The following is a 25,301-nucleotide window of genomic DNA, read 5'->3' as shown; positions in this document are numbered from 1 at the left end:
GACAAGGGTCCGTCCGGTTTCAACCGGACGGACCCTTTGCTCAACCCGGCGCCGTCGGGAACGCCTGCGGCAGCGCTACCCGATCAGCGCCAGCACCGCTCCGGCGGTGACCACGCCGCCGGCTTCGGTGCGGACGTCGGTGACCGTGCCGTCCCGGTGCGCGGCGACCTGGGTTTCCATCTTCATCGCTTCGAGCACAACGACGGGATCCCCGGCCGCGACCCCGGCACCCGGCTCGACGAGCCATTTCACCACCGTCCCGGCCATGTGGGCGCGCAGTTCCGCCGGATCCGCAGGGCCGGCGCCGCCGCCGTCGGGAGCGGTTCCCGCCGTGCCGTCCATCGAAAGCCCGGCCGGGAGCCCGCCGGGCAGCGCCCGGTCTGACCGTGCCCAGCCGTCCAGCAGGTCCGCCGGCAGCCCGACGGCGAGGCGCTTGCCGTCGACCTCGACGGTGATGGTGCGGCGTTCGCCGTCGGGCGCCGTGGTGCTGTAGCCGGGTTCGGCGGCGATCGAGAACCGGTCGGCGAATTCGGTCTCGATCCAGCGGGTGTGAATGCCCAGGGCTGTCGCTGAGGTGAAGTCCGGGGATTCCAGCACGGCCCGGTGGAACGGCAGCACCGTTGCCACCCCGGTGATGCTGAGTTCGGCGAGGGCGCGGCGGGCGCGGCGCAGGGCCTGTTGCCGGTCCGCGCCGGTGACGATCAGCTTGGCCAGCAGCGAGTCGAACTGCGGCGGGACGAACGAGCCGGAACGGACGCCCGAGTCGAGCCGGATCCCGGGGCCGGTGGGGCCGGAGAACTCGGCAATCGTGCCCGGTGAGGGCAGGAAGCCGCGGCCCACGTCCTCGGCGTTCAGACGGAATTCGAAGGAGTGCCCGCGGGGCGCCGGGTCCCCGGTGATACGGAGCTGCTCCCCCGCGGCGATGCGGAACTGCTCCTGGACCAGGTCGATTCCGGTGGTTTCCTCGGTGATGGGGTGCTCCACCTGCAGGCGCGTGTTGACCTCCAGGAAGGCGACTGTGCCGTCGGCCGCCACGAGGAACTCCACCGTGCCGGCGCCGGAGTAGCCGGCCTCCCGGCAGACGGCCTTGGACGCCTGATAGATTTGGCGCCGCTGTCCGTCGGTGAGGAACGGTGCGGGGGCTTCTTCGACGAGTTTCTGGTGCCGGCGCTGAAGCGAGCAATCGCGGGTCCCGACGACAACGACGTTCCCGTGGGTGTCGGCCAGGACCTGGGCCTCGACGTGGCGGGGCCGGTCTAGGTAGCGCTCCACGAAGCACTCGCCGCGGCCGAAGGCGGCGACCGCCTCGCGGACGGCGGAGTCGAAGGCCTCCTCGATTTCTTCAAGCGCGCGGACCACCTTCATGCCGCGGCCGCCGCCGCCGAAGGCCGCCTTGATGGCGATCGGCAGTCCGTGCTGCTCGGCGAAGGCCCGGGCTTCGGCCGCGGAACCGACGGGCCCGTCGCTGCCGGCCACCAGGGGTGCCCCGGCCCGGACGGCCGTTTCGCGGGCGGTGATCTTGTTGCCGAGCAGGCGGATGGCCTCAGGCGCGGGCCCGATCCAGGTCAGTCCGGCGTCGAGCACGGCCTGGGCGAAGTCGGCGTTCTCGGACAGGAAACCGTAGCCGGGGTGCACGGCGTCCGCCCCGGATGCCGCCGCCGCATCCAGCAGCTTGGGAATGTTCAGGTAGGTATCAGCGGGCGAATTGCCGCCCAGGGCAAAGGCCTCGTCCGCGGCGGAGACGTGCACCGCGTCGGCGTCGATGTCGGCGTAGACGGCGACGGACGCCAGCTGGGCGTCGTCGCAGGCCCGGGCGATCCGGACGGCGATTTCGCCGCGGTTGGCGATCAGGACCTTGCGCATCAGTTACTCACTTCGTGTTCGGCGGCGGTGTTTTCGGGGGTGGTTGGTTCGGGGGTGGTTGGTTCGGGGGTGGGTTGCTGGGTGCTGCCGGGCTCCGCCCAGCGGAAGCGGATGGTCCCGCCGATAGGGACCTGCGCGGCGCGGTCCAGTTGGGAGTCGACGACGACGGCGATCACCGGGTAACCGCCGGTGATCGGGTGGTCGGCGAGGAACAGCACGGGCAGACCCTCGGGCGGGACCTGCAGTGCGCCGGCAACGGTGCCTTCGCTGGCCAGCTCCCCGTCCCGGGTGCGCTGCAGCGGGGTTCCGTCCAGCCGCATGCCCACCCGGTTGGACTGCGGTTTCACCACCCAGTCCTGGCGGGTAAGGGACTCCAGCGCTTCGGCGTCGAACCAGTCAGCGCGGGGGCCGGGGACGACGTCGAGCACCGTCACTCCGGTACCGGGGAACTCGGGCTGCAGTTCCGGATTGCCGACGACGCCGGATTCGGAGTCGCCGCCGGAGGCCACGAGCTGCCCGGCGGCCAGCGGCGCGGGGCCGATCCCGGACATCGTGTCGGTGGACCGGCTGCCGAGGACGGGGTCGGCGGCCACGCCACCGCGGACCGCGAGGTAGCTGCGGAAGCCGCTCGTGGGCGCGCCGATGCTGAGGGTTTCGCCGTCGAGCAGGGCGAACGGAGTGGCCATCGGAACAGTGCGGCGGGCCGGCTCCGCCTCGGGGCCGGCCGGGGGGGTGATGGCAAGGTCGGCCGGGGCCCCGGCAATGGCCAGGACCTGGTCCCCAACGGCCTGGACGGTGAGTCCGCCGGCGACGGTTGCGATCGCCACTGTCTCAATTCCGGCTGCGCCGGGCGCGTTCCCGACGAGCCGGTTGGCGCGGCGCAGCGAGGCACGGTCCAGTGCACCGGCCGCGGAGATGCCCAGGCTGGAGTGGCCGTTGCGGCCGAGGTCCTGGATCAGGCTTTGCAGGCCGGGCGAGACGATCCGGAGCCCGGAGGCCACCTTCGTCGCGGCGCCTTCAGGGCGCGGCTCCGCTGCCAGCTGCACGGTCTCGCGGACCGCGCGGAACTGGATCCGGGAACCGGGTGCGGCCAAGGCGGGCTGCTCACGGTCGAGATCCCACATCCGGGCGGAGGTGCGGCCGATCAGCTGCCAGCCGCCGGGTGAGCGGCGCGGGTAGACGGCCGAGTAGTTTCCGGCCAGCGCCACGGACCCCGCGGGCACGGCCGTCCGCGGGGAACTGCGGCGGGGAACGTTGAGGGCCTCGTTGTCGCCGACGAGGTAGCCGAAGCCCGGGGCGAAGCCGGCGAAGGCCACGGTCCACGGCTGGCCGGTGTGCGCGGCGATCACCCCGTCGATGCCCAGGCCGGTCAGCTCCGCCACTTCGGCGAGATCCTCGCCGTCGTACACGGTGTCGATGACCACGAGGCCGCCGTCGCGCTGTACCGGGGCGGTGAGATCAAGCCGCAGCAGCTGCGCGGCGATCCGGCGCGCGGAGACGGCCGAGTCGGCCGTCACCATCACGGTCTCGGCGGCGGCGAGCACGTCCAGCTGGCCGGGCAGCGGGTGCTCCAGCAGCTGGGCCTGCAGCGCCAGCACGCCCGGCGTGCCGCCGAGCTCGGCGAGCACGGCCCGGGTCCCCACCGGCCGCACCGCGTTCACCTTGTGGCCGGTCGCCTGCCGCGCTGCCACCGTATCCATTGCTGCCTCCATGATTGCCGCCGTCTCCAATGTCCCGCGCCGCCTAGGCGCGGGCTTCCTGCAGCAGCCGCTCTTCCTCGCTGGTCTGCGGGTTCCGGCCGATCGCCAGGCCCACGACGGTCACCACGGCGGACACCGCGAGGTACCCGGCGATCAGGACCCAGTTGCCGGTGGCGGCGTAGAGCGCCGTGAAGACCAGCGGGGCGACGGCGCCGCCGATCACACCGGCCAGGGTGTAGGCCAGCGAGCTGCCGGCGTAGCGCAGCCGGGCGGGGAACTGCTCGGTGATGTAGGCAGCCTGCGGCCCGTACATGAAGGCGTGGAAGGCGAGGCCGATCACGACGCCGATGGTCAGCATCAGCACGGACTTGCCCTGGATCATCAGGAAGAACAGCGGAATGTAGACGGCCGTGCCGACGGCGGCGATGCCGTAGACGAGGCGGCGGTTGAAGCGGTCTGTGAGCGCGCCGGCGGCCGGGATCAGGGCGAGCTGGAAGGCGGAGCCGATCAGGATGGCGCCGAGGACATTGCCGGTGGTCATCCCGAGCTGCTTCGTGGCGTACAGGGCCACGAAGACGGTGAAGAGGGAGTAGAGCACGTCGGGGCAGATGCGCGACAGGGCGGCTGCCAGCAGGGCGCGGGGTTCCTTGGTGAAGACCTCCTTGATGGGGGCCTTGGGCGCCTCTCCGTGGGCCTGGATGGCCTTGAAGACGGGGGTTTCCTCGAGCCTGAGCCGGATCAGGAGGCCGAAGACCACCAGCAGGGCGGAGGCCAGGAAGGCCACGCGCCAGCCCCAGGACAGAAACGCCTCGTTGCTGAGGGTTGCAGCGAGCAGGGCCAGGACGCCGTTGGCCATCAGGTTGCCGGCCGGCGGGCCGATCTGGGCGGCCGAGGACCAGAAGCCGCGTTTGCGGGCGTCGCCGAATTCGCTGGAGAGCAAAACCGCGCCGCCCCATTCGCCGCCGACACCGATGCCCTGCGCCAGGCGCAGCAGCACCAGGATGGCCGGTGCGGCGACGCCGATCGCCGAGTAGTCGGGCAGAACTCCGATGAGGACGGTGGCGACGCCGATCAGCATCAGGGTGACCACCAGGACGTGTTTGCGGCCGATCTTGTCGCCAAGGCGCCCGAAGATCACCCCGCCGATGGGGCGGGCCAGGTAGCCGACGGCGAAGGTGGAGAAGGACAGCAGCAGGCCCACCAGCTCGTCACCGACCGGGAAGAAGATCTTGGGGAAGATCAGCGCCGAAGCCACGGAGTAGATCGCGAAGTCGTAGTACTCCAGCGAGGTGCCGGTGAGGCTCGCGATGTAGGCCTTGAGGGCGCCGGGCGGCAGCTTCTTTTTGCTGCCGGCCGGAGAGGCCTGGTTCGGTGTGGACATGATGTTCCTCCAGTTGCGGGTGGTGCCTGGGCTGGTTGGTTGAGTTTGCCTAGATGAAGGGGGCGGTGCCGATGCCGGCGGCGTTGAGCGCTTCGCGGACCGCGGCGGCCATGGCGACGGCTCCAGGGGAGTCGCCGTGGACGCAGATGCTCTCGGCCCGGATCTTCAGGATGGAGCCGTCGATGGTGCGGACCGCGGAGTCGGCGGCCATCCGGAGCACGTGCTCGGTTACTTCGGCGTGGTCGTGCAGCACGGCTCCCGGGAGCGTGCGGGACACAAGGGTGCCGTCCGGGTTGTAGGCGCGGTCCGCGAAGGCTTCGGTGACCGCACGCAGCCCGGCCGCCTCGGCCAGGCGGAGCACTTCCGAGCCCGGAAGGCCCAGGATGGCGAGGTTCGGATCGACGGATTTCACGGCGTCGACGACGGCCCGCGCCTGCGCGGTGTGCGCGACGATCGCGTTGTACAGGCCGCCGTGCGGCTTGACGTAGCTGACCCTGCCGCCTTCCGCGGCTGCCAGGGCCTGCAGGGCACCAATCTGGTAGACGACGTCGTCGGCCAGTTCGCCCGGATCGATGTCCAGGAAGCGGCGGCCGAAGCCGGCCAGGTCGCGGTAGCCGACGTGGGCGCCGATCATGACGCCGGCGGCGACGGCCTCGCGGCAGGTCTTTCGGATGACGGAGGGATCGCCGGCGTGGAAACCGCAGGCCACGTTGGCGCTTGATACGGAGCGGAACATCGCGGTGTCGTCGCCGAGGCTCCACCGTCCGTAAGACTCGCCGACGTCGCTGTTCAAGTCGATGGTGGTCAGCCCGCTGCTTGCCATGTGTGATCCTCGTCTCATTGCTTGGCCCCCTACTAGGATGCACCATTCTGTTGGATTGTTCAACAATCCGACGATTCTCACTTGGAACAATCGTGTAGATTCGGCACTATGACGACTTCCGACGCCGGCCCCCGAGCCCTGGCGGCCGCGGCGCGCCTGCGCATCGCCGTCCCGTCGGTGGCGGACCGGGTTGCGGCAGAACTCCGCCAGCAGCTGGCCGATGGCGTGCTGCTGCCCGGCACCCGGCTGACCGAGTCGACGATTGCCGAGGACCTCGGCGTCTCCCGCAATACCGTCCGCGAGGCCTTTGCCGAACTCGCCGCGGAACGGCTGGTGGTCCGGCATCCGAACCGCGGGGTCTTTGTGGCCAGCCTGGCCCCCGGCGACATCCACGATGTGTACACGGTGCGGCGCGCCGTCGAGGTCGCGGCCCTTCGCGGCGGGGGGAGCCCGGAGCGGGTGGCGGCGGTCCGCGCCGCGGTCGAGGAAGGGAAGGCCGCGGCGGCGGCCGACGACGAAGAGGCCCTGGGCACCGCGAACCAGCACTTTCACCGCGCGATCGTGGCCCTGGCCGGGAGCCGCCGGCTGGACACCATCATGTCCCAGGTCCTCGCCGAGATGCGCCTGTTCTTCCACAAGGCCACCGTGGACGCGCATTTTTACCGCAGCTACCTCGACGACAACGAACAGATTTGCGCCGCTCTGGAAGCGGGCGACCCGGACCGCGCCGCGGAGCTCCTGCTGGCTTACCTCGACCGCTCGGAGGAGAAGCAGAGCGCCGTCCACGGGGCGTGAGCCGGGCCGTCCGGGGACGGTCCCACCAGCCCTTGCTCGCCGCCGCGTCCCTTGCCGTCCTCGCGATTGCCCTTTCGGGTTGTGGCCAGGTGCAGCAGGCCACCGACAAGGCCGTCAGCGACGGCGCCTCCCGGGTCGCCACGGCGGCCGGCAGCGAGATCAAGAAGCAAGCCTGTTCCCTCGTGGCGGACGGCCTGGTCAGCGCGTCGGACAAGCAGGCGTTGGGCGGCCTCGTCTCCGGCGCCCAGGCGGCCGGCATGCCCGCGGAGATCACGACGCCGCTCAAGAAGATCGCGGATTCGGGCGACCAGGTGCCGGCCGATTCGATCAAGGCCCTCCAGGACGCCTGCGCCAAGTAGCTGGCAGCCGGGCGGCCCCCTAGCGCTTGCCCTTTTTCCGTGATCCCTTGCCGCGGCCCTTGTCCGGGTTCGGCGCGTAGCGCTGCGCCACCTTTGGCTTCTTGACGGCGGGGCCGCGCCGGTCCGGCTTCGGTTCGCGCTTGGGCTTCTCCTGCTGCGCGGACGGCTGCCGTGAACTCGCCGCGGTGCGGCCGCGGACGATTCCGATGAACTCCTCGATCACCTCGTCGGTGGAATCGCTCGGCCAGGCCAGGGCGATTTCGGTGGTCGGCGCCCCGGTAAGTTTGCGGGCCACGGTGTCCTTGACGTTGAAGTGGCGCGCCACGGACATCGGCAGGACCACCAGGCCGGCGCCGCTGGCGACCACCTGCAGGGCCTGCTCGGGTCCGCCCAGGCCGGCAACATCAAGGAACGTCTCGGCGGCCAGGTCCGCCAGCGCGACCTCCTCGAACACCGAGATTTCGTGGCCCTTCGGCGCCACCACCACGGGCTGCTCCTCATAAAGCGGGATGACGCTGAGGCCCTCGCGCTCCACCGGCAACCGGACGAAGCTCAGGTCCGCAGTGCCGTCGCGCAGCACCGTCAGCTGGGCGCCGTCGTCGGACATAAAGGCGCGCAGCGGAACGTCGGGCATCCGCTCTTCCCAGCGGCGGATCCACTTGCCGGGTGTAACCCCGGCCACGTACGCGAAGCTCAGCTCCCGCGTCTCGGGTACCGAATCGTCGTGGGGCTGGGCGGTTTCTTCTTCTGCGGACACATGTTCACAGTACCGTCCGCACCGCAGGAGGGCCCCGGTCCGGAAGTTGGATGGGGCTCTTTTGGTTCTGTTCTGGTGCCCTGCGGGCTGGCCGCCGGATACCCTTGAAGCATGACCTCTGCAAACTCCCAGTCCATGAAGCCGGCCACCGTTGCCAAGAAGCTTGGCATCTACCTGCCCGCAACACCCCAGGAGTTCCAGGATTCGGTTATCACCCGCGCTGATTTCGCCGAGCTCCAGGCCAACCCGCCGGAGTGGCTCGCCGAGCTGCGGCGCACCGGCCCGCACCCGCGCCCGGTCGTCGCGCAGAAGCTCAACGTCTCCATCAGCGGCCTGGCCCGCGGCGGCGTCGAGGAAGCGCTGACGACGGCGGAAATCACTGCCCTGCTGCAGGCTCCCCCGGCGTGGCTGGTCGCCGAACGCGCCACCCACGCTGCAGTCCGCGCCGAAGCCCAGCGCGTCAAGGACGAAGCTGCGAAGAAGGACGCCAAGAAGGCCCGCGCCAAGGCCGAGTAGCCGCCGCCGTTTCGACGGTTCCGTGCCCACTCGACGCTGCCAACCGCCCTGCCGGCAGGGAACCGTCGAAACGGCGGGGTGCCGCGCCTAGTCCTGGTGCAGCTGGACGTAGTTCCCGCAGCCGTCGTCGAGCACGACGGTGGTGCCGCCGGGGCCCTCCGAGGGTTCGCCCTGGAAGATCACGCCCTTCGCCGCCAGCCTCTCGTACTCGGCCCGCACGTCCGGGACGCCGAGCACGATCGCCGGCAGGCCGGCGTCGTGGCAGGCGTTCATGTATGCGGCGCCGATCGGGTTGTCGCTCGGCTCCAGCAGCAGCCCCACCGAGCCGCCGCCGGCCCCGTCCGGATCCTTGATGATGTAGAGGTTGTGTTCCGGCAGCGCCATCAGTGTTTCGAAGCCCAAAATACCGGTGTAGAACTCATGGGCGGACGCCGGGTCCTTGACGTGGATGGAGCACATTTTTAGTCGCATGCGCCCTAGGCTACGCCGGGACGGACCGGGCGGGAACCGGCCATTGACGGCCCGGCCGCGATGGATTCCAATGGAATCAGCGGAACGGCGCCCGCCCGGGACGGGTTCCGCAGGAGGTGCGCGATGCCGTCACTGTTGGGATCCGGTCCGCTGTGGGCCCTGCAGATCCTGCCCCTCGCCCTTCTTGTGATGGCCGCCGCGGCCGGGTCGGTCTACCTCGTGCGAAAGCACCAGGCGTCCGACGGCGGCCTGCCGGATGCCGTGTTCTGGGACGGATTCGCAGGACTCGCCATTATCGCCCCCGCGGTCCTGCTGCCGTCGCTGGCGTCCCCTCCGGCCGGGCTGCTGCTCACCGCCCTTGCCGTTGCAGCGGCCGCCCTCAGCTACCGGTGGACACCGAAACTGTTCCGCTGGCGGGAGGTCCGGCGGACCGCCCGGGACGCGTCGGCCGCCGACGCAGCCGCGGCCGAGCGGCACCGCGCGGCCCTCGCACGGTGGCGGCGCTACGAGTTGGACCCCGCCTTCTGCATCGACTTCCCGGCGATGAGTGATCCGCGCCGGCCGGAGACCTCCGCCATGCTCAAGGCAATGAAGGCGGCCGAGCGGCTGCGCCATGGATCCGGCCCGGAGAACGGGACACCCGGCGGCTACAGCACCGCCGTCGACCGACTGGAACACGCGCTGGCGGAGGCAGAGCGTGCCGCCGGCGCGCTGCAGTTTTCCAACGAAGGGGCACGATGACTGACATCACGATTATCGGCAGCGGCAACATGGCACGGGCGATCGGCCTCCGGGCGGTGGCCGCGGGACGGTCCGTCCAGGTCCTGGACCGGAGTCCCGACAACGCCGCCAAACTCGTGGCGGAACTGGGCTCCAACACGGCATCCGGGGGCCTCGGCGATGTGCCCGAGGGCGACATTGTGGTCCTGGCCCTCTACTTCGAACCGGCCAAGGAGGTCGCCACCCACTACGGCGACACGCTGAGTGGCAAGACGGTGATCGAGATCAGCAACCCGGTGAATATGGAGACCGGGGACTCGCTGGAGGTCGAGCCCGGGACTTCCGCCGCGGAAGAGGTGGCCAAGCTCCTCCCCGGCGCCCGGGTGGTGAAGGCGTTCAACACGACCTTCGCGGGCACCCTGGCGGCAGGCTCCGCGAAAGGCATGCCACTGGACGTCTTTATCGCCTCCGACTCCGAGGCGGCCCGGAACGAGGTGGCCGCCTTCGTCGCCGCGGCAGGACTCCGGCCCCTCCAGGTCGGGGCGCTGCGCCACGCCCGCGAACTGGAGGGGATGCAGCTGCTGGTGATCGGCCTGCAGCTGAACCCGGCCTACGAGTCCTTCAACTGGGGGACGGCGCTGAAGATCATCGACTGAGCAGGCCGCCGGTCCGGCCGGCCTAGAGTTCGACCGTGCCGCTTTCCCCGACGCTCATCCGGCTGTTGGTGACCTTCGACTTCACCCACTGCAGGACGGTCGCGGCCGTGCCGCCCGGGCTGGACCAGTACTCGGCCGAGTCCGAATCGACGCGCAGCAGGACCACCCCTGGGGTTTCCGGGCCGTCCGGGAACCACGCCTCGACTGCCTGGTTCCACCGGTCACGGATTTCCTGCCGGTCCGTGACGACCGCTGCCGTGCCGGCCACGGAAACCCATTCAGTACGCTTCCCGAAGGACACGTTGACGGTGGGGTTGGCCGTGATGTGGGCGACCTGCGAGGTGTCGGCCGAGGTGAAGAACCACATGTCGCCGTCGTCCTCGACGTTCTGGACGGCCAGCGGCCGGCTGACCAGGGCGCCCTTTTCGTTGATGGTGGTGAACATCCCGATCCGCGAATCGTTAATGATCTCTGTCACCTTGCTGATGTCCTGTGCGTCCGACATGCGCTCACCTCGTTCTTGATCCAACGGGGAAGATCCCCCTCCCGGCAGCTTATTGATAAGCGTGCTTACTTTTCAAGGCGCACGCCAGGCGGCTGTCAGGAGGAGGACCTTCGATGATCCGGATGCCCGCAGTAATGAACCAGCTCAGTTGCCCCGGGACAGCACCTGGCCCTTGAAGAATTCGGGGCGCAGCCTGGCCATGACCAGCATCAGCACCACCCCCAGCAGGATCACGCCCATCCCGAGGATAAAGACCAGGCCGAGACCGCCGATGGAGGAACCGGAACCGTACCCCGGGTCCATCGAGTCGTAGGCGGTCTTGACGAACATCACCAGCAGGATGACGCCACCCAGCAGCGGGGCCAGGAACTTGAAGAAGAAAGAGTGCGCACCGCTGAACGCCTGGGCGCGGAAGAACCAGACGCAGGCCAGGGCGGTGATGCCGTAGTAGAAGCAGATCATCATGCCCAGCGCGGTGATGGTGTCCCACAGGGCGTTCTCGGACAGGGTGCGGGTGATGACGTAGAACGCTGCGGCGGCCACGGCCGAGGCAACGGTGGCGTAGCTCGGCGACTTGTAGCTCGGGCTGATCTTGCCGAACTTGTGCGGGAGCGCCTTGTAGTGGCCCATGGACAGGAGGGTGCGCGCCGGGGACACGAACGTGGACTGCAGCGACGCGGCCGAGCTGCTCAGGATGGCCAGCGACATCAGGATCGCGAACGGGCCCATCACGGGACCGGCGAGGACGGCGAAGATGCTGCCCTGGTTCTCCGGGTTTCCCGCGCCGAGGCCTTCTTCACCGATGCCGGCGAAGGCCAGGGTGGACAGCGCGACAGTCATGTAGATGACCACGATGACCAGGACGGTGACGGTGGCGGCGCGGCCCGGGGTCTTCTCCGGGTTCCGTGTCTCCTCGTTCATGGTCAGTGTTACGTCCCAGCCCCAGTAGATAAAGATGGAGAGCGAAACGCCTGCCGCGAAGGCGGAGAAGGACTCGACGGCGAAGGGGTTGAACCAGTCCGGCGCGATCGCGGTGGCGTCAAAGGCCGTTCCGTTCGCCACGTGGCTGAAGGCGGCGACGGCGAACCAGCCCAGGACGAGCAGCTGGAAAGCGACCAGCACGTACTGGACGGTCTTGGTGGTTTCCATGCCGCGGTACGAGATCCAGCACGCGAGGGCGATGAAGACCAGGGTCGTGGCAATGTTGAGCGGCAGGTTCGTGGTCAGGTCCGCCAGGTCAGGGTTGCCGAAGAGCTGCGCCAGCATGAGATAGAAAAAATCGACGGCGACGGCCGCCAGGTTGGACAGCACGATAATGGTCGCGGCGATCAGCCCCCAGCCGCCCATCCAGCCGATCCACGGGCCAAACGCCCGCGACGCCCAGGTGAACGAGGTGCCGGCGTCGGGCATTGCATTGTTCAGCTCCCGGTAGCCGAAGGCCACCAGCAGCATGGGGAGGAAGCCCACGAGGAAGATGGCCGGCAGGTGGACACCGACCTCGGAGACCGTCGGGCCCAGGGCGGCGGTCAGGGTGTAGGCCGGCGCGATGCAGGAGACACCGATGACGACGGCGCCGATCAGCCCCACCGATCCGGCTTTCAGTCCTTTTTCGCTCAGGCCGTGGCGCTGCTCGGTGTGTGCGGCCTTGGAGGTCGCGTGTTCGGTGGTCATGCTCGTGCCTCTCGGGAGGTGTCATTCGACGTTGAATGGGACAAATTCTTGAGTTCGTAATCGCTGGGGACCACGATCATCGGCACCGGCAGGGCGCGCAGGATGCGGTTCGCGGTGCTGCCCAGGAAGATGGAGCGGTTCCGGGCGAGACGGCTCGAACCGATGAGCAGGACCTCTCCGGGCTCCCACTCCAGCCGGTCCACCGCCTCCTCGACGCTGCGGCCCTGGGCCACCACGACGCCGGTCTGGCCGGCCAGCGAGCCGCCGGACGCGGTGGCCGGAAGGGCTGCCGCAAGGTGTTTGCTCGCGTAGTCGCGGGCGGCATCGGCGGCGTCCGCCGAGTCCCCGTCGTCCAGGGTCAGCAGCGAGACGACGCGCAGCGGCACTTCCCGGTTCACTGCCATGGAGACGGCAAAGTCCAGCAACTCTTCCGCGCCCGGGCGGTCTCCGAGTCCGCAGCTAACGCGGGTCAGGGCCTCGCGGCGGTGGTAGCCGTGCGGGGCCAGCGCCACCGGGACGGTGGCGGCGTGCAGCAGGGCGCTGGCCACGGAACCGACGGTGAAGCGCTTGAACAGCCCGTTGCTCGTCGCGCCGATGACGAGCATGTCCGCCTGGAACTCGTCACAGGCCTCGATCAGGGTCTGTGCATCCGATTCACCGCTGCGGATGTGGATTTGCGCCGGGACGTCCGCGGGCACCAGGGCCAGCGCTTCGTCGAGCCATTCGCTCGCCTGCTGATGCAGGTAGCTGTCATAGCCTGCGGCGGGCGCGTGCGCCGCGTTGAACACTCCGGCGTCCGGGATGGCCACCACCAGGTCCAGGCTCGCGCCACGGCCGCGGGCCAGGGAGACGGCCAGATTGACGGCATCGCGGCCTCTGGCATTGGCTGAATACCCCACTACGTAACGCATCTGGCCGACCTCTCTGTTTCTTTGGGATAAGGGTTTGCGGATAGGGACGTGCGCGCCGGGCTTTAGCGGCCGGCCGGGGTGCGGTCGGCGGCGACGACGATCCGGGCCGCCGTCGCACGCCCCATCCGAACGGCGCCGTCGACGTGCTGGTAGCCCTCGGCGGCGAGGTCGGAGGATGCCCAGTAGATCGGTCCCACCGGGGCGTGCTGGTCCTTGCCGTAGCGATGCAGTCCGCCCAGGTCATAACTGGCCGCGTAGGCTCCGCGGGTCCATTCCTCCGACCCCCAGTCGGACTCGTAATAGACCTCCGGTTCCAGCGCCTTCGGACCCAGGAAGCCGGCGATTGATTCGAGGATGGCGCGGCGGCGGTCTTCGGCGCTGAGCTCGAACATGGCGTCCGCTTTTTCGTCCGAGACGAAGCCCACCAGGGTGCCGCGGGGATCCTCGAAGTTGGTGTTGTCGTACACCTCCTGGACCAGCGCATCGGCCCCGAAGCAGGTGCCGGACAGTCCTTCTTCGCGCCAGAACGGGGTGCTGTAGACGGCGTGCACCTTGATCACCAGGCCCAGCGACTGGTGCTGGTGCATCTGGTGCTGGCGGCGCGGCAGCGGCGGGTTATAGGAGACCCGGGAATAGAGGTTCGGCGGGACCGCCATGATCACGAAGCGGGCGTTCACCGTTGCGCGGTCCGAAACCACAGTCGCCCGGTGGCCGGCGGCACTCTCCGCCCAGTTGATCGTGCGCACCGGGCTGGAGAGGACGACGTCGTCGCCCAGTTCCGCCGCCTGCAGCAGCGAAACCTGCTGCATGCCCCCGACGACGCGCTTGTCCAGGATGAAGTCTTCATCGGTGAGGTTGGTGAAGGAGCCGGCCGACGCCGCCATCAGCACCGCCTGCAGGGCGGAGAAGGCGTGCGCGGGCTTGGTCAGCATGCCCCCGGCGATGAACAGGCCGATGTTATTGCAGGCTTCCTCATCCGCGGAGTTCGCGCGCAGCCAGTGGTGGAAGGAGATGGTGTCCAGCTCACGGGCCTTGGGGTGCGCCCACGGCTCGGCGGCGCCGATTTCCGCGGCGAGCGAGTCCAGCAAGGCGGTCAGCTTGTCCATCTCGGCCTTTGTGGTGTCACTGACCGGAAAGGTCTCCCCGGTGTAGAGCGTGCGCTTGCCGCCGGCGCCGATGTACACGGACTGTCCGTCGCGATAGCGGTCGTAGGTTTTCAGGCCGAGCTCATCGAGGAGGCCAAGCAGCGCGGTCTGGTCCGGTGAAACCCACTGGCCGCCGATTTCGAGCATGGCGCCGTCAACGGTGTCCGTCCAGGTCCGGCCGCCCACGCGGTCGCGCGCCTCCAGCACGGCGACGCTCAGTCCCGCCTTCCGCAGCTCCCGGGCAGCGGTCAGGCCGGCGGGGCCGGCTCCGACGATGACGACGTCGCGGTCAAATTCCAGCATGATGTCCTCTCTGTGGCCGCGGCGTGATGCGAACCACTAAATGAATGCCATTCATTTAGGATGACTATAGCGCTACCGTTGGAAAGAGGGAAGACCCCGACGCAAAGTCGCGTGCGGTGGAATAATCCAGAGGACAGCCCAGTAGAAAGGCCCGGAATGCCGGCAGCCACCAGCGCCACAGCGGAGCCGCACCGCCCCGATGCCAAGCAGCGCCGCCGCGTGGGCCGGCCCCCCTCGGCCGTCCTCGACCTGGACGGCATCACGGCCGCCGCGCTGCAGCTGGTCCGCAAGAGCGGCTATGACGGATTCACCATGGCCGCCCTGGCCCGTTCGCTGAATGTGGCGCCGTCGGCCCTGTACAACCACGTGGCCTCCAAGCGGGAGGTGTTAGTCCTTATCCAGGACCACCTGACGTCGTTCGTGGACGTGTCCGCGTTCGAGACCGAACCCTGGGACCAGGCGGTGCGGGACTGGGCTTGGAGTTACCGAGATGTCTTCTCCCGGCACACGCCGCTGATCCCCGTGATTGCGGTGCTCCCGGTCGCGGATGCGCCCAAGACCCTTGCCATGTACGAGGCCGTCAGTGCGGGGTTTCGCCGGGCAGGTTTCCCGCAGGAGCGCATCGTTCCCGCGATTGTGGCCCTGGAGTCCTTTATCTTCGGTTCCGCCTACGATGTGACGGCCCCCGCGGACATCTTTGATTCCGGCAGCCTGGCGGCCTCGACGCCGAACTTCTCCGCCGCCGTCGGCAGCCTCGGCGATCAGGGCTATGCGAACCAGGCGGATGTGGCTTTCAGCCTCGGGCTTGAGGCACTGGTTGCCGGGTTCGGGGCGCTGCGCACGGAAGGTGCAGCCTAGAACTTTCCGTAGCGCGCGCGGGCCATCGAGTACACGCCGTAAGCGACCAGCCCTGCCGCGACGGCGGCGAGCAGGAACACGCCGTACGGCTGGGAGCCAAGGGTTTTCAGGCCGCCGTCCAGGCCCGTTGACTTCGACGGATCCGCGGTGGCCGCGGCAACGACGATGAGGATACCCGCCAGGGCGAGCACCACGCCTTTGGCGACATAGCCGATGGTGCCGATCCACTCGACCGCCGTGCGGGCCTTGCCCGGATCCTGCAAATCCTTCATGAACTTCCGCGTGAGCCCACGGTAGGCATAGAACACGCCCGCGCCGATGATCGCCAGTCCAATGGCGGTCAGCAGCACCACACCGGCCGGGGCCGCCATAAGTTTGGCAGTGAAGTCACTGGCCGACTGGCTGGAGCTTTTGCTGCCGCCCGAGGCGAAGACAGCGAAGGTGAAGGCCAGGAAACCGAACACCACGGCCTTCCCGGCGGCCGACGCCGCCTTCTGCAGCTTCTTCTTGGAGTCGGATTCGGAACGGGCCTCGAACACGGCCTCGCCGACCATCCAGAGGGCCAGGGCGGCACACGCCGCGAAACCCGCCCAAAGCAGGAAAGGGCCGCCGGGCTTGGAGGCCAGCGAGCCGATTGCGCCCGACTGGTCGGCCTGGCCGCCCTGCCCCTTGTCTATTTGCAGGGCAATGGCGCCGACCAGGATGTGGACCAGCCCGATGAAGACATATCCGGCGCGTGCCAGCATCTGAAAGGCGGGGCTTCGGCTCGCCGACGCCGCTTCTGATACTGCCCGATTAGCCTTCTGCGAGGCGTTGCCCATGGCCAGCCCTTCCCGGTATGAACTTGATTGCGGTTGCCCGTTCAGCGACGACCAAGCCGCCGGCGTCGCGGAATGCTTCAGTGTAGTTCCGTCCGCGGCGTCCCGACAGACCCGTGCGGGCTTGGCACAGACGGTCCTCCCCCGAAGACGCCCACTTGCTGGCTCGCAGGCGCAAGCCGGGCTAGGGTGGCGGCAATAATCAACTCTTGGAGGGGGACCCATGAGGTTTTGGCGCTCGGCGATGACCAGAACAGCGGTGGCGGCGGCACTGCTCGGGGTCGCTTTGGCCGGCTGCCAGCCGAGCCCAGGTCCCCCCAACGCAGTGCCGTCCAACGCGGGGCCGTCCAACGCAGTGCCTTCCAATGTCACGCCGTCCATTGCAGCGGCGGCCACGGTGGCCACCCCATCGCCGGCTGAGTTCGCGGCCATCATCCAGGCGGCAGTCGAGGACCGGAACGGCACTGCCCTCGATACCCCTCCGGCCCCGCGGTTACCCGAGGCGAAGACGACGGCGGACTACCGGGCCAAACGGGACCGGGACCTGCCGGTGGTCACGCAGTCGAAGGCCCGCTTCAAATCCTTCGGATTCTGGCACACCTCCTTTTCGACGACGGTGACCGTGGAGCCGATGGAGGTTAACGGCGCCGAAGCGTCCGTCCATTTCAAGGAATTGACGGAGCAGCATCTGGCTTCGGCGGCCAACGGCCCGAGCAACGTCCCCGAGGAATACTCGTTGCCGCAGATCGCAACATTCAGGGCGTCCGCCGGGGGCTGGCAACTCGACAGCATCGCCCCGGTCGGGAACAACTTTGGCTTGCCGATGTCCGTCGTTACGGACTGACGCCGCCCTGGTCCGCGCAGGCCGGAATACTGTCCGCCTGGGTGGAGACAAAAAAGAACCCCGGTCCGAAGACCGGGGTTCTTTCATCTGCGTGCGCGAGGGGGGATTTGAACCCCCACGCCCTTTCGGACACTGGCACCTGAAGCCAGCGCGTCTGCCGTTCCGCCACTCGCGCGCAACTTCTTTCACCCGGCTGGAGCCCGTATTCCGGACCATCAACCTCGTAAAAGCAGCGAGATCAAGCATAACGGACAACCGCGGGAAAACACCAATCGGGCCGGCCGGGACGCCAAAGTCCCCGGAAATCCGCACCCGAACCGCGGACCGGAGCGGCTGGCAGGCGGGGCCGCCCCGGCTCCGTCCTTGACCCGGCAGCCCGGACATCCGCGCACGTCAGGGCCCGTCCGGGACAAATTTACGGCCCAGGGCGGCGGGGCTCATTAAGGTCATTCCCAGCCTTGCCCAGTAGTATCTGATGTAGGAGTGCCCGATTACGGCGGACTCCCGCGAATGTTGGAAACCGAGTTCCGGAACAAACGCTGCACCGCAGCCGTCAGGAAAGGAGAAGGACCATGGGCTTGCTGGACAAAGTCGAGCGCGGCATCGAAAAGGCCGTCCGCGGAGTCTTCTCCACCGGTTCTCGCGCCCAGGTTGAGCCGGTCGAGATCGCCAGCCACCTCCGCCGCGAAGTGGACAACAAGGCACTCACCATCGCCGCGGGCCGCACCCTTGCCCCCAACGTCTTCGATGTCCTCCTCAGCGGCGACGATTTCCAGCGCGCCCAGGAATGGGGCACGCCGCTGGCCGAAGAGTTGTGCGACGTCGTCATCAACCATGTCCGCAGCCAGGGCTACACCTTGCAGGGTCCGGTGCGGATCAGTTTCCGCCGCGACGAGGAACGCCGTGCCGGCGATTTCGAGATCAAATCCCGGACCGAAAAGGCCGGCAACGCACCCGCGCAGCCCGGGGCCCAGAATTCCATGCCGGCAGCCCCGACCCGCCAGCCCGGCCACCTCCAGCCTGTGCTGGACATTGATGGCCAGCGCTATTCGCTGAATGCAACCTCGGTGGTCCTGGGCCGCTCCTCCGAAGCGGACATCCTGATCGACGATACGGGTGTGTCCCGCCGTCACCTGGAAATCCGCACGGGCCAGGGCAGTGCACAGGCAATAGACCTGGGATCGACGAACGGCAGCTACGTCAACGGCCACAAAGTTGTGGGCAGCTCGGAGCTTACCGACGGCGCCACGATCACGATGGGACGGACCAAAATTATCTTCCGCCTTCTGCCTGCCAACCCAGGCGGCCGCCCGTGAGTGAACTGACCATCACCGCCCTGCGCTTTGGTTTCCTGATTCTCCTCTGGGTCCTCATCTTCAGCATCGTGTCGGCCATGCGCCGCGACCTCATGATCGGCCGCAAAGCCGCCGCGGGAGCCCCCACGGCACGCCAGGTGCGCCGCAACCCGGCGCTTGCCGAGCCCGTCCCGGCGCCGGTGAAGCAGCAGGCCCGCCAACTCGTTGTCACGGAGGGGCCGCTCAAAGGCACCACCCTTCCGCTGGCCGCAAGCCCCATCCTGCTCGGCCGCGCCCAGGAAGCCACCCTGGTCCTGGAGGATGACTACGCCTCCGGCCGGCATGCCCGCCTGTTCCCGCAGGGCAGCCGCTGGTTCATCGAGGACCTCGGTTCCACCAACGGCACGTATCTGGCAGATCAACAGCTGACCCGGGCACTTCCGGTAGAGCTGGGTGTCCCCGTGAGAATCGGCAAGACGGTCATTGAATTGAGGCCGTAGCCATGGCTGCCCCCGAGACTCCCGCAGACAAGGCAGCAACTGCCCCGAAGCGGCCGCTCATCATGCGCTATGCCGCACGTTCCGACGTCGGCCGCGTGCGGTCGAAGAACGACGACTCGGCCTATGTGGGCCGCCACCTCGCCGTCGTGGCTGACGGCATGGGCGGGCACGCCGGCGGTGACGTGGCCTCAGCCGCCACCGTGCTGGACATGATCCACCTCGACCGCGACGATTACGACGGCGCCGCCGGGGAAGCCGACACCGTCCTGGCCGACGAAATCCAGACAGCCAATTCGCTGCTCTCCGAGCTGGTCCACATGAACCCGAAGCTGGCCGGAATGGGGACCACCGTCACGGCCCTGCTGCTGGCCGGGGGCAAGCTCCACTTCGCGCATATCGGCGATTCGCGCGCCTACCGGTTGCGCAACGGCACCTTCGAACAAGTCAGCGTGGACCACACCTTCGTCCAGCGGCTCATCGACGAGGGCCGGCTGCGGCCCGAAGAGGCGGAAACCCATCCGCACAAGAATGTCCTGATGCGTGTCCTCGGCGACGTCGACGCCAGCCCCGAGCTTGACCTCGACGTCCTCGACGTCGAACCGGGCGAACGCTGGCTGCTTTGCTCCGACGGGTTGAACTACGTCGCCGGCCACGTGGTGGAACGCACCGTCCGCGAGACCAAGAGCCTGCGGGAGTGCGCCGAGAAGCTCGTTGACCTCACGCTCGAGGCCGGCTCACCCGACAACGTGACGGTCGTGATGGTCGACATCGCGGAACAAACGCCCGACGACGTCAACACCGCCTCCGTCGAGGTCGTCCCCGCCCCTGCACCCGTCACGGGCACGGCTCGGACACCGCAGGCCCCCGCAGCCGCTGCCATACCGCCGGCGGGCAGCACCGGCAGCACCTTTGCGGGCAAGGCCACCGAAGGCGTCCTGGGTGGAAAACCTGCCGACTCGGCCGCGAAGAGCCCGGAGACCGGCGACGACCGGGCGAAGGAACCCGAGCCCTCCACGGACCCGAACCTCGGCGAGCACCTCTCCGCCGAGGTCCTGCGCGAGGAACTCTCAACCCGTCCCCATGAGCTCGTGGGCGCCGCGGCCAGCGCTGCCGAATCGGGCTCGATTCCTTCCATCGCCGGCCGGACGGTGGCCCGCCGCGCCGCCACCGTGCTGACGCACAAGGCGGACCAGGACAAGGATGAGACCGAAGAGTACAAGCCGCCGGTCAAACGCCGGCGCTGGCTGACCATGTCCATCGCCGCGGCCATCGTCGCGGTGCTGGGGATCGGTCTCTGGCTTGGCTACGCGTGGACGCAAACGAGGTACTACATCGGTGAGCATGATCAGCGAGTCGCCATTTTCAACGGGGTCTCCCAGCGCCTCGGCCCCATTCCGCTTTCCACCCTCGAGACGGTGACTGATATCCGGATGTCCGACCTGCCAGAGTTCTCCCAGCAGCGGGTGCGCCAAACGGTTCCCGCGCGGGACCTGTACGACGCGCAGCGGATCGTCAAGAACCTGGAGCGCACCGGCACGACGGCGCCGGCCGACGAGTGCCTGACGCCCTCACCCACAGCCAGCGCCAGCGGCAAGGCGCCCACGCCCACCGCTGCGCCGTCTCCCGGATCGGCAGCCGCCCCTGCCCCCTCCGCTTCCGCCAAGCCGTCGCCGGCCCCAACGAACTGTGAGGGGGGCAAATGACGCCTATCGACCCCACCCCCAGGCCGCGCCGCAACGCCGAGCTGGTCCTGCTGATCCTCGCCCTCGCGGTGGGGATCGGCGCGAACGCCCTCGTCGGCGTCGACCGGCAAAAGGCGTTCGACACGGACTTCTGGTTCCAGTCCGGGCTGCTCACCGCCGCGGCGCTGGCATTCCATGTGGTCCTCCGCCTTCGTGCTAAATATGCCGATCCGGTAATACTTCCGCTGGTGGTGGGCCTTAACGGCCTCGGTCTGGCCATGATCCACCGCCTGGACCGGGTTGGCGAGGACACCGGCAATAACCAGTTGCGGTGGACCCTCGTCGCCATGGCCGTCGCCATCGCAGTGATCTTCTTCCTCAAGGACCACCGGCTCCTGCGCCGCTTCACCTATATTTCGCTGGCGGCCAGCGCCGTGCTGCTGATCCTTCCGCTGGTCCCGGGAATCTCCGCTGGCGAAGTCCTCGGCGCCAGCGTCTGGATCAAGCTGGGGTCCATGACCTTCCAGCCCGGTGAACTCGCCAAGGTCACGCTCGCCATCTTCTTTGCCGGTTACCTGTCCTCCAACCGCGACCTGATCCTGCTCGCCGGCCGCAAAGTCGGCCCCCTGCAGTTCCCCCGGTTCAAGGACATGGGCCCGATGATTACGGCCTGGCTGGTGAGCATCGGCGTCCTCATCTTCCAGCGGGACCTCGGTACGTCCATCCTGTTCTTCGGCCTGTTCCTGGTGATGATCTACGTTGCCACCAGCCGGATCAGCTGGGTGATCATCGGCGTCGTGCTGATGGTGGCCGGCGGTTTCGTGGCCGCCAAAGTCTTCTCGCACGTCGCACTGCGCATCGACGGCTGGGTCAACGCCTTCACCCCCGAGGTCTACGACCGGGAATTCGGCGGCAGCCGCCAAATTGTCGAAGGACTCTTCGGCATGGCCAACGGCGGCCTGGTGGGCACCGGCCTGGGCCAGGGGCGCCCCAATCTCGTCCCCTTCGCCAACAGCGACATGATCGTGGCCTCCTTCGGCGAGGAACTCGGACTGATCGGCATCTTCGCGATTGTGCTGATGTACCTGTTGCTGTTCACCCGTGGCTTCCGGGCCGCTCTGGGCACCCGGGACGCCTTCGGCAAGCTGCTCGCCACCGGGCTGTCCTTCGCGATTGCGCTGCAGTGTTTCGTGGTGATCGGCGGCGTAACGCGCCTGATCCCGTTGACCGGTCTGACCACGCCATTCCTGGCCGCCGGCGGATCCTCCCTGCTGGCGAACTGGATCATTGTGGGTCTGTTGCTGATGATCTCGCACACCGCCCGCGGACCGGTGGATACCACTCCGCTGCCGCCGGGCCAGGACCCGGACGCCAGGAAAGAGGCTCCGCCCATGCCCCCGCGGCCGGCCACGGCTCCGGCCAAGAGTGCCCGTACCAGTCCAGATGCTCCCACCGAGGCGGTGAAACACCTGTGAACCAGGCCATTCGCAACTCCTGGATCGCCGCGATCGCAATGTTCGCGCTGATCTTTGGCGCGCTCAGCTACGTCCAGGTGGTCGGCGCGGATGAGCTTAAAGCCAACGCGTGGAACAGGCGCACCCTGCTGCAGAACTACTGCAACGACCGCGGGGCGATCATCGTCGGCGGCACGCCCGTGGCGCAGTCCGTTCCCGGCAGCGAAAGCTGCGCGTTCCAGCGCAGCTACACCCAGCCGGAGCTGTACGCCGGGATCACCGGCTACTTTTCCAAGAACTACGGCCTGACCGGCATGGAACTGGCCATGAACGAACAGCTCGCCGGCAGCTCCGACCAACTCTTCCTGGACCGTGTCGGCCAGTTGTTCCTGGGCAACCAGCCCAAGGGCGCCTCGGTGGAGCTCACCCTGGATCCAAAAATCCAAAAGCTCGCCTACGACCTGATCCCGGAGGGCCAGCGCGGATCCATTGTGGTGAGCAACCCGAAGACCGGCGCCATCCTGGCCATGGTCTCCAAGCCCTCGTACGATCCCAACCTGGTTGCCACCCAGGATGCCGACGCCGAGGCGGCCAACATCACCGCCCTGAACAAGATCCCGGGCATCAACCTGAACCAGTCCGTCAGCGGCCCCACCGGCGCACTGCTGGCCCCCGGGTCCGTCTTCAAGATCATTGACACGGCGGCGGCCCTCAGCTCGGGCAAGTACAACAAGGACAGCGTGCTGCCCAACCCGGCCGAGATGCCGTTCCCTGGCATCCAATACAAACTTCCGAACTACGCCGGCGGCAACTGCTACACCCGCGACACGGCCACGTTCGCCTTCGCCCTGCAGCAATCTTGCAACACGCCGTTCGCCCGGATCGCCCTCGATTTGGGCCAGAAGGCGATCGGCGACCAAGCGGCCAAGTTCGGTTTCGGCCAGGACTTTGGCGACCAGCTGAAGCTGGAGTCTGCGAAGAGCACCTTCCCGAGCGAGCCGCTGGACGAGGCAAGCCTGGCGCAGTCGGCCATCGGCCAGCGCGATGTGCGGGCCACGCCGCTGCAGATCAACATGATGACATCCGCGATTGCCAACGGCGGCGTCCAGATGAAGCCGAACCTGGTCAAGACACTGCGGTCCCCCGACCTGCGGATCCTCAACGAGCCCAAGCCTGAGACGCTCCGGACCTCCACCACACCGGAAATCTCCCGCCAGATCACCGAGTGGATGACCAGCGTGGTCAGCGAGGGCATCGCCCGCGGTGCCGCGGTGCCGGGCATCCAGGTTGCCGGCAAGACCGGCACGGCCGAGCTCGGCAACGGCCTGAACAATTCATGGTTTACCGGGTTCGCCCCGGCAAATGACCCGCAGGTGGCTGTCACGATCGTCATGCAAGGCGTGGACATCACCACCGGCGCAAAGCTAACCAGTCCGAACGCGAAGAAGATTTTTGAGGCGGTGTTGAATAAGTGAGGCCTTCATCGGGAATCACCCTCGGCGGCAGATTCCAGCTGACCACGCGCATTGCGATCGGCGGGATGGGTGAAGTCTGGAAGGCCAAGGACCTGATCCTTGGCCGGATCGTCGCCATCAAGGTCCTCAAGGAGGAGTACACCGGCGACCCCGGTTTCCTCCAGCGCTTTCGGGCCGAAGCACGGCACACCGCCCTGCTGAACCATGTGGGCATCGCCAACGTCTTCGATTACGGCGAGGAAGAGGGATCCGCCTACCTCGTGATGGAGCTCGTCCCGGGCCAGCCGCTGAGCAGCATCATCGAGCATGAACAGGTGCTCTCACCGGACCGCACCCTGTCGATGATCTCCCAGACGGCACGGGCCCTGTCTGTTGCGCACGCCCAGGGCCTGGTGCACCGGGACATCAAACCGGGCAACCTGCTCATCACCCCGGACGGCCGGGTCAAGGTCACCGACTTCGGCATCGCCCGCCTGGCGGACCAGGTTCCGCTCACCCAGACCGGCCAGGTCATGGGCACCGCCCAGTACCTCGCCCCGGAGCAGGCCACCGGGCAAACGGCTACCGGCGCCTCCGACATCTACTCCCTGGGCGTCATCGGCTACGAGTGCCTCACCGGGCACCGCCCGTTCTCCGGCGAATCCCAGATCGCGATCGCACTGGCCCAGGTCAACGATGCCCCGCCGCCGCTGCCGGACACGCTGCCCAGGCCAGTCCGCGCCCTGCTGATGTCTATGCTGGCCAAGGACCCCAAGAACCGCCCGGCGGACGCGATCAAACTGGCCGAGGCGGCCGATGCCATCCGCAACGGAGACATTGCGGCTGCACACGCCGCCGTGCCGGGCATGCTGCTCTTCGAAGCGGCCACCGGCCCCATCACCGCGCCGGTGAACGTTCCCACCGCCGCCACGGGCGTCATCGGCGCCAGCTCGGCCGAGGACAAGTCGACGTCGGCGCTGCCGGTGGTCGGTGCTGCCGGCGCAGGCGCTGCTGCCGGGCTCGCCGCGGGAGCCGCCGCTGCCAGTGGTTACGGCGCCCGCAACGCCCTGTCCCGCGCCGATGCGCTGGCTGCCGAGCGCAACTGGGACCAGGAGGAAGAGGACTACGACGGCTACGAGCCGGAGGAAGAGCCCCGCCGTCGGGGACGCAGCCCGTGGACCTGGCCGCTGATCGCCCTGATCCTGCTGGTTCTGTTTGCCCTGATGGGAATCGTGCTGTCACAGGCCGGGGTTCTTTTCCCGTCGTCCCCGGCTGCCACCAGCTCGAGTGCGAAAGCCAGCACCCCCGCACCGACCTCCAAGAGCCCCAGTCCCACCAGCAGCTCGGCCACGCCCACACAGTCGACGCCGGCAGCGATCAATCTGTACCCGGACGCCTACAGGGGCCGGCCGTACAACGATGTCCGCAGTGAACTCATCGGGATGGGCCTGCAGGTCAAGGGCAACCAAGTGGCGGATCCGTCAACGCCCGGTACCGTCACGGACATCAATCCCTCCGGGCCGGTGCAGCGCGGCGAAGTTATCACGGTGACCTACTCCAAGGGTCCGGACATGGTCGCGGTCCCGCAGTTCAAGCAGGGCGCCAGCGAAACGTCGGTGCAGCAGGCGATTGAAGCCGCCGGTCTCCGGTGGCAGAAGGGCGATCCGCTACCCGGCACCAAGAACCAGCAGGAGGGCACCTTCGTCAGTTCTGAGCCCGTTTCGGGATCGCAAGTCCCGGCCGGGTCGGTCGTGACCTATCACCTGGCCGCCGCCCCGGCAGCACAGTCGCCGTCGCCGAGCGTCAGCGCAAGCAAGTAG

The 25,301-nt window shown here is 68.1% G+C and carries 24 protein-coding genes and 1 tRNA gene; 13 read left to right on the top strand and 12 right to left on the bottom strand.

What is annotated here, in order from left to right; genetic code table 11:
• Positions 1–75 precede the first annotated feature (75 nt).
• The 4 genes from FFF93_RS00220 to FFF93_RS00205 are packed head-to-tail and all read right to left on the bottom strand — an operon-like array spanning position 76 to position 5,752.
• Positions 76–1,863: a biotin carboxylase N-terminal domain-containing protein gene (locus FFF93_RS00220; RefSeq protein WP_138767868.1), complete on the bottom strand. Its 1,788-nt coding sequence runs from the start codon at positions 1,861–1,863 to the stop codon at positions 76–78.
• Positions 1,863–3,575 carry a 5-oxoprolinase/urea amidolyase family protein gene (locus FFF93_RS00215; RefSeq protein WP_395858402.1) on the bottom strand — a complete coding sequence of 571 codons (1,713 nt, stop codon included), beginning with the start codon at positions 3,573–3,575 and terminating at the stop codon, positions 1,863–1,865. The genes FFF93_RS00220 and FFF93_RS00215 overlap by 1 nt, the downstream gene beginning before the upstream one ends.
• Positions 3,576–3,606: 31 nt before the next feature.
• Positions 3,607–4,944, bottom strand: coding sequence for an MFS transporter (locus FFF93_RS00210; RefSeq protein ID WP_138767870.1), 1,338 nt, complete (start codon positions 4,942–4,944; stop codon positions 3,607–3,609).
• A gap of 49 nt (positions 4,945–4,993) precedes the next feature.
• Positions 4,994–5,752, bottom strand: a complete 759-nt coding sequence (locus FFF93_RS00205; RefSeq protein ID WP_138770291.1) for a LamB/YcsF family protein — start codon at positions 5,750–5,752, stop codon at positions 4,994–4,996.
• Positions 5,753–5,875: 123 nt separating this feature from the next.
• Between FFF93_RS00205 and FFF93_RS00200 the strand changes: the two genes are divergently transcribed.
• Both FFF93_RS00200 and FFF93_RS00195 read left to right on the top strand, forming a co-directional pair.
• Positions 5,876–6,562: a GntR family transcriptional regulator gene (locus FFF93_RS00200; protein ID WP_138767871.1), complete on the top strand. Its 687-nt coding sequence runs from the start codon at positions 5,876–5,878 to the stop codon at positions 6,560–6,562.
• The gene (locus tag FFF93_RS00195; protein ID WP_261375217.1) at positions 6,559–6,921 is read left to right on the top strand and encodes a hypothetical protein; all 363 of its coding nucleotides are present in this window, start codon (positions 6,559–6,561) and stop codon (positions 6,919–6,921) included. Before FFF93_RS00200 ends, FFF93_RS00195 begins: the two co-directional genes overlap by 4 nt.
• A 19-nt stretch (positions 6,922–6,940) precedes the next feature.
• Here the strand turns inward: FFF93_RS00195 and FFF93_RS00190 are convergent, their stop codons facing one another.
• A complete protein-coding gene (locus FFF93_RS00190) occupies positions 6,941–7,678 on the bottom strand; it encodes a LysR family substrate-binding domain-containing protein (protein WP_138767872.1) in 738 nt (245 codons plus the stop codon).
• 111 nt (positions 7,679–7,789) lie between these two features.
• On the opposite strand from FFF93_RS00190, the gene FFF93_RS00185 reads away from it, so the two are divergent.
• Entirely contained in the window at positions 7,790–8,194 is a 405-nt protein-coding gene (locus FFF93_RS00185; RefSeq protein ID WP_138767873.1) for a DUF5997 family protein, read from the top strand.
• An 87-nt stretch (positions 8,195–8,281) separates the two neighbouring features.
• Here FFF93_RS00185 and FFF93_RS00180 read toward each other — a convergent pair whose 3' ends face one another.
• A complete protein-coding gene (locus tag FFF93_RS00180; RefSeq protein WP_138767874.1) occupies positions 8,282–8,665 on the bottom strand; it encodes a VOC family protein in 384 nt (127 codons plus the stop codon).
• A 123-nt stretch (positions 8,666–8,788) separates the two neighbouring features.
• Here FFF93_RS00180 and FFF93_RS00175 point away from each other — a divergent pair, with 123 nt between their 5' ends.
• Together FFF93_RS00175 and FFF93_RS00170 are read left to right on the top strand one after the other, a co-directional pair.
• Positions 8,789–9,406: a hypothetical protein gene (locus FFF93_RS00175; RefSeq protein ID WP_138767875.1), complete on the top strand. Its 618-nt coding sequence runs from the start codon at positions 8,789–8,791 to the stop codon at positions 9,404–9,406.
• A complete protein-coding gene (locus FFF93_RS00170; protein WP_138767876.1) occupies positions 9,403–10,041 on the top strand; it encodes an NADPH-dependent F420 reductase in 639 nt (212 codons plus the stop codon). Before FFF93_RS00175 ends, FFF93_RS00170 begins: the two co-directional genes overlap by 4 nt.
• Positions 10,042–10,063: 22 nt before the next feature.
• On the opposite strand, the gene FFF93_RS00165 is transcribed toward FFF93_RS00170, so the two are convergent.
• The 4 genes from FFF93_RS00165 to FFF93_RS00150 all read right to left on the bottom strand — a co-directional run bounded on the left by FFF93_RS00165 (position 10,064) and on the right by FFF93_RS00150 (position 14,576).
• Positions 10,064–10,546 carry a pyridoxamine 5'-phosphate oxidase family protein gene (locus FFF93_RS00165; RefSeq protein ID WP_138767877.1) on the bottom strand — a complete coding sequence of 161 codons (483 nt, stop codon included), beginning with the start codon at positions 10,544–10,546 and terminating at the stop codon, positions 10,064–10,066.
• Positions 10,547–10,690: 144 nt separating this feature from the next.
• Positions 10,691–12,217 (bottom strand): APC family permease, encoded by a 1,527-nt coding sequence (locus tag FFF93_RS00160; RefSeq protein WP_138767878.1) that lies wholly within the window; start codon positions 12,215–12,217, stop codon positions 10,691–10,693.
• Positions 12,214–13,128 carry a universal stress protein gene (locus tag FFF93_RS00155; protein ID WP_138767879.1) on the bottom strand — a complete coding sequence of 305 codons (915 nt, stop codon included), beginning with the start codon at positions 13,126–13,128 and terminating at the stop codon, positions 12,214–12,216. The genes FFF93_RS00160 and FFF93_RS00155 overlap by 4 nt, the downstream gene beginning before the upstream one ends.
• Positions 13,129–13,190: 62 nt before the next feature.
• Positions 13,191–14,576: an NAD(P)/FAD-dependent oxidoreductase gene (locus FFF93_RS00150; protein ID WP_138767880.1), complete on the bottom strand. Its 1,386-nt coding sequence runs from the start codon at positions 14,574–14,576 to the stop codon at positions 13,191–13,193.
• A 156-nt stretch (positions 14,577–14,732) separates the two neighbouring features.
• Between FFF93_RS00150 and FFF93_RS00145 the strand changes: the two genes are divergently transcribed.
• Positions 14,733–15,434, top strand: a complete 702-nt coding sequence (locus FFF93_RS00145; protein ID WP_138767881.1) for a TetR/AcrR family transcriptional regulator — start codon at positions 14,733–14,735, stop codon at positions 15,432–15,434.
• On the opposite strand, the gene FFF93_RS00140 is transcribed toward FFF93_RS00145, so the two are convergent.
• Positions 15,431–16,255 carry a DUF1206 domain-containing protein gene (locus FFF93_RS00140; protein WP_138767882.1) on the bottom strand — a complete coding sequence of 275 codons (825 nt, stop codon included), beginning with the start codon at positions 16,253–16,255 and terminating at the stop codon, positions 15,431–15,433. The two genes, FFF93_RS00145 and FFF93_RS00140, sit on opposite strands and share 4 nt — an antisense overlap.
• Before the next feature lie 241 nt (positions 16,256–16,496).
• Here FFF93_RS00140 and FFF93_RS00135 point away from each other — a divergent pair, with 241 nt between their 5' ends.
• Positions 16,497–17,096 (top strand): hypothetical protein, encoded by a 600-nt coding sequence (locus FFF93_RS00135; protein WP_138767883.1) that lies wholly within the window; start codon positions 16,497–16,499, stop codon positions 17,094–17,096.
• A 92-nt stretch (positions 17,097–17,188) separates the two neighbouring features.
• Here the strand turns inward: FFF93_RS00135 and FFF93_RS00130 are convergent.
• A tRNA-Leu gene (locus FFF93_RS00130) sits at positions 17,189–17,271 on the bottom strand.
• Positions 17,272–17,668: 397 nt separating this feature from the next.
• Between FFF93_RS00130 and FFF93_RS00125 the strand changes: the two genes are divergently transcribed.
• Genes FFF93_RS00125 through FFF93_RS00100 form a run of 6 tightly spaced genes read left to right on the top strand, consistent with a single transcriptional unit; the run spans position 17,669 to position 25,301 of the window.
• Positions 17,669–18,412 (top strand): DUF3662 and FHA domain-containing protein, encoded by a 744-nt coding sequence (locus FFF93_RS00125; RefSeq protein WP_138767884.1) that lies wholly within the window; start codon positions 17,669–17,671, stop codon positions 18,410–18,412.
• Positions 18,409–18,891, top strand: coding sequence for an FHA domain-containing protein (locus FFF93_RS00120; protein ID WP_138767885.1), 483 nt, complete (start codon positions 18,409–18,411; stop codon positions 18,889–18,891). Before FFF93_RS00125 ends, FFF93_RS00120 begins: the two co-directional genes overlap by 4 nt.
• A 2-nt stretch (positions 18,892–18,893) precedes the next feature.
• Complete coding sequence (locus FFF93_RS00115) at positions 18,894–20,594, top strand: PP2C family serine/threonine-protein phosphatase (RefSeq protein ID WP_138767886.1); 1,701 nt, start codon at positions 18,894–18,896, stop codon at positions 20,592–20,594.
• Entirely contained in the window at positions 20,591–22,048 is a 1,458-nt protein-coding gene (locus tag FFF93_RS00110) for an FtsW/RodA/SpoVE family cell cycle protein (protein ID WP_138767887.1), read from the top strand. The genes FFF93_RS00115 and FFF93_RS00110 overlap by 4 nt, the downstream gene beginning before the upstream one ends.
• On the top strand, positions 22,045–23,502 hold the full coding sequence (locus FFF93_RS00105; protein WP_138767888.1) for a penicillin-binding protein 2: 1,458 nt from the start codon (positions 22,045–22,047) through the stop codon (positions 23,500–23,502). The genes FFF93_RS00110 and FFF93_RS00105 overlap by 4 nt, the downstream gene beginning before the upstream one ends.
• A complete protein-coding gene (locus FFF93_RS00100; RefSeq protein ID WP_138767889.1) occupies positions 23,499–25,301 on the top strand; it encodes a protein kinase domain-containing protein in 1,803 nt (600 codons plus the stop codon). The genes FFF93_RS00105 and FFF93_RS00100 overlap by 4 nt, the downstream gene beginning before the upstream one ends.

Origin of the sequence: Arthrobacter sp. KBS0702 (assembly GCF_005937985.2) — a bacterium.
GTDB lineage: Bacteria > Actinomycetota > Actinomycetes > Actinomycetales > Micrococcaceae > Arthrobacter.
Note: the sequence above shows the minus strand (reverse complement) of the source record. Positions and strands in the feature narration are given on the sequence as shown.